Raw genomic sequence first — 13,389 nt, 5'->3', positions numbered from 1 at the left:
GACTACTCCCCCGTCTCCTGTTTGGATTCTTTTGCCCTGAGCTGTCCGCAGGCCGCATCGATGTCAGTGCCCTGCTCCCTCCGGAGTGTGGCATTCACACCGCATTCATTCAATGTTTCAAGAAAATCGAATATATCGTCTTTGCTCGTCCGGACATAATTGCGTTCCGGCACATGGTTGACCGGAATCAGATTGACATGGCATTTAAGGTCGCTGATCAGTTCGCTCAACGCCTTCGCATGTTCCGGCTGGTCATTGACCCCGCCGAACAGGCCGTATTCGAAAGTGACCCTGCGGTTCGTCTGCTGCTGGTAGTACTTGAGCGAGTCCATCAGCTTGTCGATGTCATACGCTTTATTGATCGGCATCAGCCGCGTGCGGGTTTCATTATCCGCCGCATGCAGACTGACGGCAAAGTTGATCTGGATGTCCTCATCTGCAAAATCATAGATCCTCGGCACGATGCCGCTTGTCGATACTGTGATGTGGCGCGCGCCGATGTTCAGCCCGGCGTCGTGGTTGATGATCCTGATGAACTGCATCATCTGGACATAGTTTTCAAAAGGTTCGCCGATGCCCATGATGACGATGCTGCTGACGCGTTCGTTCGTTTCATCCAGTGCCTTCTGTATCTGTACGACCTGCGAGACGATCTCACCCGCCTCCAGGTTACGCTTCAATCCTCCAAGTGTGGAGGCGCAGAAGCTGCAGCCGATCTGGCAGCCGACCTGGGTCGTCACACATACTGAATTGCCGTAGTCATGGCGCATCAGCACCGTTTCAATCGTATAGCCGTCCCGCAGTCGGAAGAGGAACTTCATTGTGCCGTCCTCGCTCTCCTGTCTGACCACGGTCTCGAGCGGGTCGATGCTGTAATTTTCAGCCAGTGCCTCCCGCATTGCCTTCGGCAGGTTGAGCATATCATCGAAATGGTCGGCACGGTGTGTGTAGAGCCATTCGAAGATCTGGCCGCCACGATACCTCTCCTCGCCCCATCCGATGGCGAGTTCTTCAAGATCCGAAAGGGATAGCGAGTAGATGGACGGTCGGTCGAAATCGGGTTGTCTATTGTTCTTTATCGGTTTTTTTGGTGGTCTTTGAATCATTATTTTTCCTTCTTTCTGAATCTGGCTATGAAGAACCCGTCGGTTCCTGCCTCCTGGGGCAGAATCTGCCGGTATGGACCTTCAAAATCAAATGCCTCGAGGGTGAACGGATCAAACTCGATATCTTCATTCTCTTTCATGAACGTATAGGCGACATTTTCGTTTTCCATCTGATGGATGGTGCACGTCGAATAGACGAGTACGCCGCCAGGCTTCAAATAATTTTTTACGTTGGATAGGATTTCCAGCTGGAGGGCGACAAGACTGTCTATATCCTCTGCTTTCCGTTCATATCTTATTTCCGGTTTCCTGCGGATTACACCGAGGCCGGAGCACGGTGCGTCTACGATGATGCGATCATATTGCCTTGGGTATGCCTTCTTTGTGGCATCGCCCTGAAATACTTCGTGGTTGGACAGGCCGAGGCGCCGGGCCTGCTCTTCTATCAATGGAATCTTGTGGTCATGTATATCCGACAGGTCGACGTGCCCTGAAGGCGTCTTCTCCAGTGCATGGAGCCCTTTGCCGCCGGGCGCGCTGCATGCATCGAGGATGACGTCGCCGTCTTCAGGTGCAAGTGCATCATTGACAAGCATGGAACTGACATCCTGGATGCTGAACAGACCCTCCTGGTAGAACCTCGACTGGATCACCTCGCCCCCGACTTCGATGGCGTCCGCCTGTATTTCGGAAGGCACCGCGTCGAGTCCCTCTTCATGGAGCTTTTCGACGAGTGCCATCCGGCTGATACGCGAAGTGTTCGTACGTATATACATTTTGGGACGGCTGCCGAGCGCCATGGCGATCTCCCGCGCCCCGTCCATGCCGTGATGGGTCTTCCAATGTGAAATGATCCACTCCGGTATGCTCGCTTCAATCGACAGGCGCGCGGTCTCACTCCTGATGCCGTCGAAGTTCTGGAGCGGTGCCCGCTCGAAACTGCGGAGTATGCCGTTGACTGCATTGGCTGCCTGCGGACCCCCGCGCTCCTTCGCAATCTCCACCGCTTCGTTTATCGCAGCATAGTTCGGCACACGCTCAAGCCATACGATCTGATAGACGGTGATATCCAGCAGATTCTTCTGCCAGCGCTTCAGCTTCGTACGGATGAACGGCCTGATGTGGAAATGTATCGTCAGCCGCCTGGAAATTGTACCATAGACGATCTCGGTAAGCAGCCCCCGATCGTTGGCGGGAAGGCCTTCCCTCTTGATCATGTCATTCAGTATGATATTGCTGTAGCCGCCTTCATCCACGACCCTCGTGTAGGCATCCAGTGCCAGTTCACGTACTGTCATCTACACCACCTGCCCGAGCACAGTGCCGGCGATGTTCTGCCTGCCTGCTGCGAATTCTGATGCGTCTGTGCGCTTCTTGCCGGCCAGCTGCACTTCCGTAACCTCTATCACGCCGCCATCCCCGCATGCAACCTGCATGCCGTCCGGAGTCGTCCCGACAATCGTGCCCGGTGCCTCTTTTGATGTCCCCTCCGGCGGGTTCGCACCATAGATCTTGAGACGCTTCCCGTCGATTTCCGTATAGGCGCCCGGCCACGGCGACAGCCCCCGGATATGGTTGAACACAGTGCGGGCATCCTCCGACCAGTCGAGCCGTTCATCCTGCTTTGAGATGTTGGGGCTCACGGTAACGGACGATTCATCCTGCGGAGTGCGCGCGTTCCTTCCTGCAAGGATGTCCGGCAGTGTCTCCATGAGCAGTTCGGCGCCCATGTGCGACAACCTGTCGTGCAGCGACCCTGTATCATCCGAATCCTCGATCCGTGTGGCCACACTGCTGATGATGTCCCCGCTGTCCAGGCCTTCGGCCATGTACATGAGGGTCACACCGGTCTCACTGTCCCCCTCCATGATGGCACGATGGATCGGCGCGCCGCCCCTGTGCCTTGGCAACAGGGAGGCGTGGACATTGACTGCCCCGAGGTGCGGCACCTCGAGCAGTGCCTTTGGCAGTATCTGTCCGTAAGCTGCGGTGATGATCAGGTCCGGCCCTATGCTTTCGATTTCTCCGATGGCCGCTTCATCCCGGATGCGGTCCGGCTGGAACAGCGGGATGCCGAGCGCTTTTGCCGCTTTTGCGACAGGCGGCGGCGTCATTACCCGCTTCCTGCCCACCGGCTTGTCCGGCTGGCTGATGACCATGGCGACATTGTACTCATCGTTGAGCTTCTCCAATATCGGCACTGAAAAATCCGGCGTCCCCATAAAAATGATTGTTTCTGTCATAAATTATTCCTCCTACATGATCACGAGTGGATCCACGTCGATCCGGAGCGAAATGCCTTCGGTCCTGTATGCCTCGTGGTAGTATTCATCCAATGAATTGAGCATTTCGAGCAGTTCCGGCTCCCTTTTGTATTTGAGCAGTATCTGGAAGCGATACTGCCGGTTGATGCGTTCGAGCGGGCTTGGTGAGGGGCCGACGATGATCGACTGGTCTGAAACTTTCTGGATCAGTGTATCATGGATATGGCTTGTTGCCTTCAGGCACTTTCTGATGTCCTCGCTTGAAACGGTGAACAGGACATGGAAAAAGTAGGGTGAATAGCGGGCCAGGCGCCTGAACGCCATCTCCTTCTCATAGAAGCGCCGGTAGTCGTTTTCCTTCGCCAGCTGTATTGCGTAGTGGGTCGGGTTGTACGTCTGGAAAATGACTTCCCCCGTCAGCTCATGGCGCCCCGCCCGGCCTGAAACCTGTGTCAGCAGCTGATATGTCTTCTCGTTGGCCCTGAAGTCAGGGAGATTGAGCATCGTATCGGCGTTCAGCACCCCGACAAGGGTCACTTTCGGATAATCCAGCCCTTTGGCGATCATCTGTGTGCCGAGCAGAATCGGAATCTCCTCCTGCTCAAAATGGTCAAGCAGCTTTTCATGCATCCCTTTCCTTCTCGTCGTATCATTATCCATCCTGACCACTTCCGCATCGAACATGTCCCGGAGGATCTCCTCGACCTTCTCGGTGCCTGTTCCCCTGAATGTCACATCGTCACTCTGACAGTTGTCGCATGTTTTGTGGACGGGGCCTTCATACCCACAGTAGTGGCAGAGCAGACTCCGGTTCGACTTGTGGTAGGTCAACGAAATGTCGCAGTTTGGGCACATGGGCACGTACCCGCAGCTCTGGCAGATCTGGAAGTTGGAGTAGCCGCGCCTGTTGAGCAGCAGCACCGTCTGCTCCCCCCGTTCGATCCGTGTACGGACCGCCGCTTCGAGCGGCTTGGAGATGATTGATGTGTTGCCGGTACGGTGCTCTTCCGACATGTCCACCACACTGATTTCAGGGAGCACCTTCGTGCCGGCCCGTTCTGTCAGTTCCAGCCGCTCATAGACGCCCTTCTCACTCCGTGCGTACGTTTCAAGGCTTGGTGTAGCCGTCCCCAGTATCAATGGACAATTGTGGTATCTGCTTCTGAACTTCGCCACTTCAATCGCATGATACATCGGGCGGTCACTCTGCTTGTATGTCGTTTCATGCTCCTCATCTATGATGATGGCACCGACGTTTTCGAACGGGGCGAAAATGCTGCTTCTTGCACCGACGGAGACGCGCGCCCTGCCCTCTTTGATCTTGCGCCACTCATCATACTTTTCACCATGGGAGAGCCCCGAGTGCAGCACCGCGACATCATCACCGAACCGCCTTTTGAAGCGGTTGACCATCTGGGGCGTCAGGGCGATTTCCGGCACAAGCATGATTGCCGTACGGCCTTCTTCGAGCACCTTCTGGATGACCTGGAGATATACTTCCGTCTTGCCGCTGCCCGTAATGCCGTGGAGGAGGAATGTCTTCGCCTGCTGTGCATCCAACGCCTCCATGATTCTGCCGTAGGCATGCTGCTGCTCTGGATTCAGCACTTTCGGCGGATCGCTCGTGAAGATGCGTCCGCTGTATGGATCACGCTCCACTTCCCGTTCCACCTTTTCGATATACCCTTTTTTGTGCAGGGCATTGATCAGATGATTGGAGAAGCCGTCATTGACAAGATCCCTGACGAAAAGCGGTTCGGACGATGCATCGATGACTGCAAGCAGCTCCTGCTGTTTCTTGGCACGGGACAGGTCCCCGCCCTGCTGCTTCAGCGAATAGACGGCAAGCGCCGTCTTCTTCTTTGTATGCTGCCTGATGACGGTCTCTTCCAGTATATCCCCCGACTTCAGATGCGGCGAGAGTGCCTTCAGTTCCTCAGGGTCCAGCCGCTTCGGTTCGACTTCAGCACCGCCGGAGATTTCCGCCAATGCCGCTTCAGCTTCTGTCGTATGACCTTCCGCGAGCCTGAGCACCTTCCTGTAGTTGGCCTTCAGCGCAGCCGGCAGAATCGTCTCGATCACACTGATGTACTGGTCGACGTAGTAGTCCGCCAAGTATTTTGCGATCGTGACCATCTCTTCCGTCAGCACGGGTTCTATATCGAGGGTGCGGGCGATTTCCTTGATTCTTGATGGATCGAAATCGGTGGTGTCCTGCAATTTCATTACATACCCCTGTATCGTCCGCCGTCCAAAGGGGACGAGCACACGGTGGCCCACTTTGATCAGGCCCTCCATTCCATCCGGAATGCGGTAGTCGAACACCTGGTTGACACTTTTGCTCGGTATGTCAACAATGACTGAAGCAAACATCATCCAAGCCACCTCTGGACGAGCGTGTCGATGATCTGCTCGGCAAGCACCCGCTTGTCCATCTTTTCAAACGGGACCGGGTCCCCCTCCCTGAACAGCATGACCACTTCGTTGTCGGTGCTGTTCATGCCGATGGATGTATCGGATACATCGTTCATCACGATGCAGTCGGCGTTCTTGCGCATGAGCTTGTCCTCTGCATACCGCTCGACATTATCGGTCTCCGCCGCAAACCCGACGACATACATATCCGCGCTGTGCTCCCCGGCATATTTGAGGATGTCCGGCGTCTTCTTCAAATCGATGGAGACCGTCTCCTGACCCTTCTGCTTCTTCATTTTGCCCTCCATCCGTGTGATGGGTGTGAAATCGCTGACGGCGGCCGTAAATATGCCGAGATCCGCATCCATGTGCGCTTTCACCGCAGTGAACATCTCTTCGGTGGAAATGGCATCGATGACATTGACCCCCGCTGGTTTTGCCAGGTTGACGGGCCCGCTGACGAGCACGACCTCGGCACCGCGCTTCTGTGCCGCTTCAGCGATTGCATAGCCCATCCTGCCGCTGGAATGATTGGTGATGTAGCGGATCGGATCGATCGACTCCTGCGTCGGCCCGGCAGTCACCAGGACCTTCTTCCCCTTCAGGCTGCCGCCCTTCATGAGGAGCTCTTCAATATACTGTCTGATTTCAGGCACGTTCGCCATGCGCCCTTTGGCGTTGTAGCCGCAGGCAAGGAAGCCCGATTCCGAATCGATGAAATGATACCCGTCATCCATCAGGGTCTCCATGTTGCGGCGGATGGCCGGCTGGTTGTACATATGCACATTCATTGCAGGCGCCAGGATGACCGGTTTGGTGTTGGCTGCAAGGACATTGAGCAGCATATTGTCATAGATGCCGCATGCCAGCTTGCTGATTGTATTGGCGGTTATGGGTGCAACAACAATGATATCCGCCCACTCCCCGATGTTGATGTGGGAAATTACTGACGGATCCTCTTCCTTGAACGTATTCGTATAGACGTGGTTGCGGCTGATGGCCTGAAACGCCAGCGGCGTGATGAATTCGAGGGCGTTGTCCGTCAATACCACACGGACCTCGTGTCCTGCCTGGATCAGCTTGCTCGTAAGGTCTACAGCTTTATATGCGGCAATGCCACCGGTAACTCCGATTACAATATTTGCCATGTCTTCACCTCTTAAAAAAAGCTGACAAAAATTTGTCAGCTAGTGTTTTTCTTTAACTTTGTTTTCAGCAATCTCTTCAAGCGCCCGGCTTACCGTCTTCAGCGTCTTGTATTCATCCAGCACAAGATCATCCGGGTGGTCCTGCAGGTGACGTGCACGCTTGGCAGCCATTGTGACCACAAGGTATTTTGAATCGACATTCTTTTTCAGTTCATGTATAGGTGGGTATAGCATTATTGATTAACCTCCAACAGCATTTTTCTTAGTTTGGATTCTACACGGGCACGCCTCATATGGGACGCTTCGACGATGCACTGTACCCGTCCGCGCGCCAGATCCACATCATCATTGATCACAACATAGTCATACAGGTTCATCAGTTTCAGCTCACGTTTCGCCTCATCGATGCGGTGTCTGATGATTTCCGGTGAATCCGTGCCACGGTTGACGAGCCGCTCTTCTAGCTGCGTCAGGTCAGGCGGTGCAAGGAAGATGAAAAGGGCCTCGGGAAACTTCTCCCTGACCTGCTTCGCGCCCTCCACTTCAATTTCCAAAAAGACATCATGACCGTCGGCCATCGTCTGCTCCACATAGTCTACCGGCGTACCGTAGTAATTGCCAACATATTGGGCGTACTCGATAAATTTGTCCTGCTCTATCAGCGCCTCGAACTCTTCCTTCGTCTTGAAGAAATAGTCCACGCCATCCACTTCGCCTTCACGCTTTTTCCTCGTCGTCATTGAAATCGAGTATTTGAAATCCGTCTCCGGATGTTCAAAGATCGCCTTTCTGACCGTTCCCTTGCCTACACCGGAAGGGCCGGAGAGGACGATCAGCAGTCCCTTGTCTGAAGTCATAACACGTTACCTTTCTATTTGTAATTATCTCCTAATGTACCATATCCGGAAGAAAAATTCATCATTAAATCGCTGGCCGTAAACAAAGAGGCCGATTTCATGTTAAAATATTGGATAGTCTGAAACAGGAGGAAGAAACCATGGCATTCGACGGCAACTTTGTCCACGCGCTTCTTGGGGAACTGGAAGTGCTCAAGCGGGGCAAGATCAATAGAATACAGCAGATAGATGAAACTTCAATGGTTTTCAAGGTGCGTTCCGCCGGCAGCAACCACAATCTGCTGATCAGCGCGCATCCCATGTATGCACGCTTCCATCTGACCGGCCATAAATACGAATTCCCCTTCGAGCCTCCGATGTTCCTGCGCGTCGCCAGAAAGCATCTCGAAGGCGGCATCATCCAGGAGATCAGGCAGCTCGGAAACGACCGGCGGGTCGAAATCCATATACAGTCGAGAAATGAAATCGGCGATGAGATCAGGCGTATACTCATCCTTGAGGTCATGGGCCGGCATTCGAACATCGTCATCACGGATGCGGACTACAGAATCCTTGACGGCATCAAGCACCTGACACCGAACAACAACAGCCGGACGATCATGCCGGGGTTCGACTATACGGCGCCGCCGACGGAGGAGAAGCTGAACCCGAGGACCGATGCGATTGAAAAACTGCCTGCCATGATCGACTTCAATGCCGGCAAGATCCATAGGCAGATACTGGCCAATGTTGAGGGCTTCAGCCCACTGTTTGTGAAGGAGGTCGAGCACAACGCCAGGTACTTTACGATAAAAAACATCGTACCCGCCATACGGGAGACGATGGAGAAGGCCAAGGATGTAAAACCCGTGATGTACACCATAGGCGACCGGGATGTCTTCTACTTCACCCCCCTTTCCCATCTCGGGGAGGATTACGAAACCTATGATTCATTATCGCAGCTTATGGACGACTACTACCATGACAGGTACAGGAAGTCGCTCATCAAACAGAAGGCACAGGACTACCTGCATCTGATCGAGCGCGAATATGAAAAGACGGAGCGGAAGGTCGAGAAGCTCAAGGAAGATCTCGCGGAAGCGGCGGAAAAGGACAAGTATCAGAAGTATGGGGAACTGCTCACTGCATATATGCATCAGGTGAAGCCCTATGACGAATCGCTCGAAGTCATCGACTACTATACGAACGAGCCGCTCGAGATCCCGCTCGATAAGAACCTCTCAGCCAGCGACAATGCACAGAAGTACTACAAGCGCTACAACAAGCTCAAGACCCGCGAGAACAGCGCCGCTGTGCAGCTGGACCGTGCAGGGGAGGACCTCGAATACTTCGCGAGCCTGCTCCATCAGATGGACAGCATCACGACCGAGGAGGAAGTCGACGAAATACGCGAAGAGCTCGCAGAACAGGGCATCATCAAAAACAACCGGAAGCAGTCCGCCAAGAAAAAGAAGAATAAGATCCAGCTCCACGCCTACCGCACCACGCGCGGCCTTGATGTCCTCGTCGGAAAGAACAACAAGCAGAACGACTATCTGACCAGCAGAAAGGCACAGAACAACCACCTGTGGTTCCACACGAAGGACATCCCGGGATCCCACGTGGTCATCACCCACCCTGCATCCGAAATAGAAGATCAGGACATCCTGGAGGCCGCGATGCTCGCCGCCTACCATTCAAAAGCCCAGGAGTCGGAATCGGTCCCCGTCGACTATACGGAGATCAAACATGTGCACAAGGTCAGCGGCGCGAAGCCCGGCTTCGTCACCTACACCGACCAGAAGACGGTCCATGTCACCCCCGTAAAAGCGAAGGTCGAACAGATGGAGAGCGGCCGGACAAACTGAAAGAAGGCACTGCCGAACCCAGCCAAGTGACTGGGTTCAGCAGTGCCTTTCCATTTTCCGCGCCTTGTGCTAGACACCATACAGAGACATGTACTGGCGCGCTGAATTCGCCCAGCTGTAGTCGGATGCCGTCATGTTCCTGCATAATGCATCCATATGTGCCTTCTGGTGATAGATGTACAGGCTGTACTTCATCGCATTGAGCAGTTCATGGGCATTGTAGTTCTCGAATGAGAACCCGTTGCCGGAGTGGTCGAATTCATTATATGGAATGACCGTATCCTTCAGGCCGCCCGTCTCCCTGACGATCGGTGCCGTAAGATAGCGGATGGCGATCAGCTGGCCGAGCCCGCAAGGCTCGAACAGGCTCGGCATGATGAAGAAGTCGCTCGCCGCGTATATCTTCCTTGCATAGCCTTCACTGAATCCGAGCGTCACATGCGCCTTTTCCGGGAAGTGGTGCACAAGCGACTTGAAGTAGTCTTCATATACGGCTTCCCCTGAACCGAGCACCACAAGCTGCACATCCTCTGTAAGGAATTCATGCATGATATGTTCGACGAGGTCGATGCCCTTCTGGGTGACGAGGCGGGTGACGATCCCATACATCGGGATGTTCTCATCCACAGTCAGCCCAAGATCCCGCTGCAGCGCCGTCTTGTTCTTCGCCTTCGTCTTGCGCGAAGAACGGTAGCGGTGGTACAGGGCCTCATCCCTGACCGGATTATAGTCGTAGGTATCGAGGCCGTTGATGACCCCGTGCAGATCTCCCCGCCTGTATTCCAGCACCGATTCGAGCCCTTCCCCGAAGAACGGTGTCATGATCTCCTCGGCATAGGTTTCCGATACGGTCGTAATTACATCCGCGTGATGTATGGCCGCCTTCATCATATTCAGCATGCCCTGCCATTCGAAACCGGCAAAGTGCTCGCGTCCGAGGTTGAACAGCTCACCGAATGCCGACTGTTCGATCCAGCCCTGATACTGGATGTTATGGATCGTGTAGACGGTCTTCATGCCGGGGTGCGGCCGCTTGATGCTGCCGATTGCGACAGCTGCGCCCGTCTGCCAGTCATGGCAGTGCAGGACGTCATACGACTCCTCCACCCTGTACATGAATTCGATGATGGCGTTCGAGAAATAGACGAAGCGTTCGCCGTCATCGATATAGCCATACAGGCCGTCTCGGTTGAAATAGTATTCATTGTCGACGAAATAGTAGGTTGCGTCCCGGCCGCGATATTTCAGTATGCGCGTATACTGGTTGCGCCATCCGACCTGCGTGTTGAAGATCATCACTTCCTCCATGTCCTCACGGTATTCGGAGTGGATGATCTCCTTGTAGAGGGGCAGGATGACCGAGACTTTCGCCCCTTCCTTGACGAGCGCCTGGGGCAGGCTCCCGATTACATCTGCAAGCCCTCCCGACTTGATGAATGGCGTACATTCACTTGCAGCAAAAAGAACATGTTTCATACTGTCACTTCTTTCCGGTTTCTTATTATATCCGTGAGCGCTTTGGCACTGTATACGGCTTCTCTTCCGACCCTATCAGCTGGCGGCCTTCGGTGATGGTCACATCCTTATCCAGGATGACATTTTCAAGATGGGCACCAGGCTCGATGACGCAGTTTGCGAAAACAATGGAATTTTTGACGGTCGCGCCCTTTCCGACGAACACGTTCCTCGAAATGACAGAATTCTCCACCGTCCCTTCCACAGTCGTTCCATTGGACAGGATAGACCTTTTCGCACTGCTGTCATTCTTGTAGAGGGTCGGCGGGTTCGTGCTGACCTTCGTCTTCACCTTCTTCTGGCCGTAGAAGAATTCGCGGTAGCGGTCCTTGTCGAGCAGCGCCATGCTGTTTTGGAAGTAGGACTGGACGGAATAGAAGTAGTGCGTCTTCGCCTTGATATCATAGAACCCGGTATCATATTCCTCAAGCTTCTCCCGGATGCCGTTATGGAACAGGCTGTGCTTATAGTTGTCGATGCAGAATCGGACGATGTTCTTCAGGACTTCCTTCTTGATGATGTAGACTCCGGAATAGAGGTGCCCGTTATCCTGATCATGTGTGAACCCGGTCACCTGGTCCCCTTCGGTCACCAATCTGAGGATGGGGCTATTCGGCGGATTCTCCACCTCTTCACCAACGAATGTTATATCCTTGTCGTTCTCCTTATGGTACCTGACCGCCTCGGTGTAGTCGGTATTGGAAATGAACTGCGTACCTGAGATGATCACCTGATCCCCTTTGAATCGCCTGAAGAGATCGTCATGGTTGTGGAAGTGCTTGAGGTCGCCCTCTGAGATGTCCGACGGATCGTTCCAGTCCGGAGGCAGGACGAAGATCTTGGCCTGTCTCCCCTCCAGCCCGAAATCCTCCTTGCGGTTCAAGTGGTCGAGCAGGGACCTGAACTTGTGTCCGGCGAATACGCCGATGACACTGACCCCGGAATTCGCCATGTTGGTGATCGCGAAGTCGATCAGTCGGTACCGTCCCATGAACGGGACCGATCCGCTGCTTCTGAAATAGGTCAGCTCGTCCAGGTAATCCTGCTCCGGCTGTAGGTTGATGAGTCCAAGTACTCCTTTATCCATTTTGACTACCTCCTTCTGCTATATAATCTTTCAGCGTATCGGGACTGATGACGACCGGCTCATCGTTTGAGGCCACAATGCGCGTACCGTCCGGTATCTCCACATCCGACATGACGATGGCACAGTCGAGTGTGACATTTCTGCCGATGACGGCGTCAGGCAGGATGATGGAATCCTTCACACTGGCACCTTCCATCGTCTCCACCCCGACGAACAGTATCGAGTTGTCGATCGACCCTTCGATGAAGGACCCCGGAGAGATGAGTGAATTGTTGATTTCTGCAGTCTCCCCGATATACTCTGGCGGGCGGTTTTCCTCGTTCGGATAGGTCGGCCATTCCTTTGACATCAGCAGCGTCTGGAAGTCCTCCTTCAGAAGGTCCATATTCGCCTCCCAATAGCTCTTGATCGTTCCGACATCCTTCCAGTAGCCGTCAAAACGATAGGCGAACAGCTTCCTGTCATCCTCCAGCATCTTCGGAATGATGTCCTTCCCGAAGTCGTGATCGCTTCCCTCATCCTTTTCGTCCTCGAGCAGATAGGGCTTGATGGTGCTCCAGTTGAAGATGTAAACCCCCATCGAGGCCAGGTTGTTCTTCGGATGCTCGGGCTTTTCATCGAACTCATAGATGCTGAAGTCGTCATTCGTATTGAGGATGCCGAACCGGCTGGCCTCGTCCATCGGCACTTCGATGGCGGAAATCGTTGCATCCGCCCCATTCTCCCGGTGGAATTCGAGCATTTTGGTGTAGTCCATCTGATAGATATGGTCGCCACTCAGTACGATCAGTTCATCCGGTTCGTACTGCTCCACAAAATGCCTGTTCTTCACGATGGCGTCTGCAGTACCGCTGAACCATGCACTCCCCTCGCGGCTTGAATAGGGTGACAGCACGCTCACCCCGCCATACTGCCTGTCAAGCCCCCACGGTTTTCCGATGCCGATATGCTTGTTCAGCATCAGCGGGGAATACTGTACGAGAAGCCCCACGGTGGAGATGCCCGAATTTGCAAGATTGCTCATTGTGAAGTCGATGATGCGGTATTTGCCCCCGAAGGGCACCGCCGGCTTGGCAAGGGTCTTGGTCAATTCGCCAAGACGTGTCCCCTGCCCCCCTGCCAATAGCATTGCTACTGTTTTTGATGTCAT

General features: G+C 54.1%; 11 protein-coding genes. 1 reads left to right on the top strand and 10 read right to left on the bottom strand.

Annotated elements, in window-relative coordinates; translation table 11 throughout:
- Window positions 1-2: 2 nt before the first annotated feature.
- From rlmN to gmk, 7 genes are read right to left on the bottom strand one after another with little or no spacing between them, the layout of a single operon-like run.
- Complete coding sequence (rlmN, locus tag BO53_RS0111940; protein WP_031548499.1) at window positions 3-1,106, bottom strand: dual-specificity RNA methyltransferase RlmN; 1,104 nt, start codon at window positions 1,104-1,106, stop codon at window positions 3-5.
- Window positions 1,106-2,404 carry a 16S rRNA (cytosine(967)-C(5))-methyltransferase RsmB gene (rsmB, locus tag BO53_RS0111935; RefSeq protein ID WP_031548497.1) on the bottom strand — a complete coding sequence of 433 codons (1,299 nt, stop codon included), beginning with the start codon at window positions 2,402-2,404 and terminating at the stop codon, window positions 1,106-1,108. Before rsmB ends, rlmN begins: the two co-directional genes overlap by 1 nt.
- On the bottom strand, window positions 2,405-3,349 hold the full coding sequence (fmt, locus tag BO53_RS0111930; RefSeq protein WP_031548495.1) for a methionyl-tRNA formyltransferase: 945 nt from the start codon (window positions 3,347-3,349) through the stop codon (window positions 2,405-2,407).
- A gap of 12 nt (window positions 3,350-3,361) precedes the next feature.
- Complete coding sequence (gene priA, locus BO53_RS0111925) at window positions 3,362-5,743, bottom strand: primosomal protein N' (protein ID WP_031548493.1); 2,382 nt, start codon at window positions 5,741-5,743, stop codon at window positions 3,362-3,364.
- Complete coding sequence (coaBC, locus tag BO53_RS0111920; protein ID WP_031548491.1) at window positions 5,743-6,933, bottom strand: bifunctional phosphopantothenoylcysteine decarboxylase/phosphopantothenate--cysteine ligase CoaBC; 1,191 nt, start codon at window positions 6,931-6,933, stop codon at window positions 5,743-5,745. Before coaBC ends, priA begins: the two co-directional genes overlap by 1 nt.
- Before the next feature lie 39 nt (window positions 6,934-6,972).
- Complete coding sequence (gene rpoZ / locus BO53_RS0111915; RefSeq protein WP_031548489.1) at window positions 6,973-7,167, bottom strand: DNA-directed RNA polymerase subunit omega; 195 nt, start codon at window positions 7,165-7,167, stop codon at window positions 6,973-6,975.
- Window positions 7,167-7,790, bottom strand: coding sequence for a guanylate kinase (gene gmk, locus BO53_RS0111910; protein WP_031548487.1), 624 nt, complete (start codon window positions 7,788-7,790; stop codon window positions 7,167-7,169). Before gmk ends, rpoZ begins: the two co-directional genes overlap by 1 nt.
- A gap of 140 nt (window positions 7,791-7,930) precedes the next feature.
- Here gmk and BO53_RS0111905 point away from each other — a divergent pair, with 140 nt between their 5' ends.
- On the top strand, window positions 7,931-9,637 hold the full coding sequence (locus BO53_RS0111905; protein ID WP_031548486.1) for an Rqc2 family fibronectin-binding protein: 1,707 nt from the start codon (window positions 7,931-7,933) through the stop codon (window positions 9,635-9,637).
- A 69-nt stretch (window positions 9,638-9,706) separates the two neighbouring features.
- Here the strand turns inward: BO53_RS0111905 and BO53_RS0111900 are convergent, their stop codons facing one another.
- Genes BO53_RS0111900 through BO53_RS0111890 form a run of 3 tightly spaced genes read right to left on the bottom strand, consistent with a single transcriptional unit; the run spans window position 9,707 to window position 13,389 of the window.
- The gene (locus BO53_RS0111900; protein WP_031548484.1) at window positions 9,707-11,113 is read right to left on the bottom strand and encodes a glycogen synthase; all 1,407 of its coding nucleotides are present in this window, start codon (window positions 11,111-11,113) and stop codon (window positions 9,707-9,709) included.
- Window positions 11,114-11,138: 25 nt separating this feature from the next.
- Window positions 11,139-12,239, bottom strand: a complete 1,101-nt coding sequence (glgD, locus tag BO53_RS0111895) for a glucose-1-phosphate adenylyltransferase subunit GlgD (protein WP_031548482.1) — start codon at window positions 12,237-12,239, stop codon at window positions 11,139-11,141.
- A complete protein-coding gene (locus BO53_RS0111890; RefSeq protein WP_037342204.1) occupies window positions 12,232-13,389 on the bottom strand; it encodes a glucose-1-phosphate adenylyltransferase in 1,158 nt (385 codons plus the stop codon). Before BO53_RS0111890 ends, glgD begins: the two co-directional genes overlap by 8 nt.

Origin of the sequence: Salinicoccus luteus DSM 17002 (assembly GCF_000712035.1) — a bacterium.
Taxonomy (GTDB): Bacteria; Bacillota; Bacilli; order Staphylococcales; family Salinicoccaceae; genus Salinicoccus; species Salinicoccus luteus.
Note: the sequence above shows the minus strand (reverse complement) of the source record. Positions and strands in the feature narration are given on the sequence as shown.

Excerpts from the sequence above, each read along its gene's own strand:
- rlmN (WP_031548499.1), bottom strand. The coding sequence starts at position 1,106 with ATGATTCAAAGACCACCAAAAAAACCGATAAAGAACAATAGACAACCC.
- rsmB (WP_031548497.1), bottom strand. The coding sequence starts at position 2,404 with ATGACAGTACGTGAACTGGCACTGGATGCCTACACGAGGGTCGTGGAT.
- fmt (WP_031548495.1), bottom strand. The coding sequence starts at position 3,349 with ATGACAGAAACAATCATTTTTATGGGGACGCCGGATTTTTCAGTGCCG.
- priA (WP_031548493.1), bottom strand. The coding sequence starts at position 5,743 with ATGTTTGCTTCAGTCATTGTTGACATACCGAGCAAAAGTGTCAACCAG.
- coaBC (WP_031548491.1), bottom strand. The coding sequence starts at position 6,933 with ATGGCAAATATTGTAATCGGAGTTACCGGTGGCATTGCCGCATATAAA.
- rpoZ (WP_031548489.1), bottom strand. The coding sequence starts at position 7,167 with ATGCTATACCCACCTATACATGAACTGAAAAAGAATGTCGATTCAAAA.
- gmk (WP_031548487.1), bottom strand. The coding sequence starts at position 7,790 with ATGACTTCAGACAAGGGACTGCTGATCGTCCTCTCCGGCCCTTCCGGT.
- BO53_RS0111905 (WP_031548486.1), top strand. The coding sequence starts at position 7,931 with ATGGCATTCGACGGCAACTTTGTCCACGCGCTTCTTGGGGAACTGGAA.
- BO53_RS0111900 (WP_031548484.1), bottom strand. The coding sequence starts at position 11,113 with ATGAAACATGTTCTTTTTGCTGCAAGTGAATGTACGCCATTCATCAAG.
- glgD (WP_031548482.1), bottom strand. The coding sequence starts at position 12,239 with ATGGATAAAGGAGTACTTGGACTCATCAACCTACAGCCGGAGCAGGAT.
- BO53_RS0111890 (WP_037342204.1), bottom strand. The coding sequence starts at position 13,389 with ATGACATCAAAAACAGTAGCAATGCTATTGGCAGGGGGGCAGGGGACA.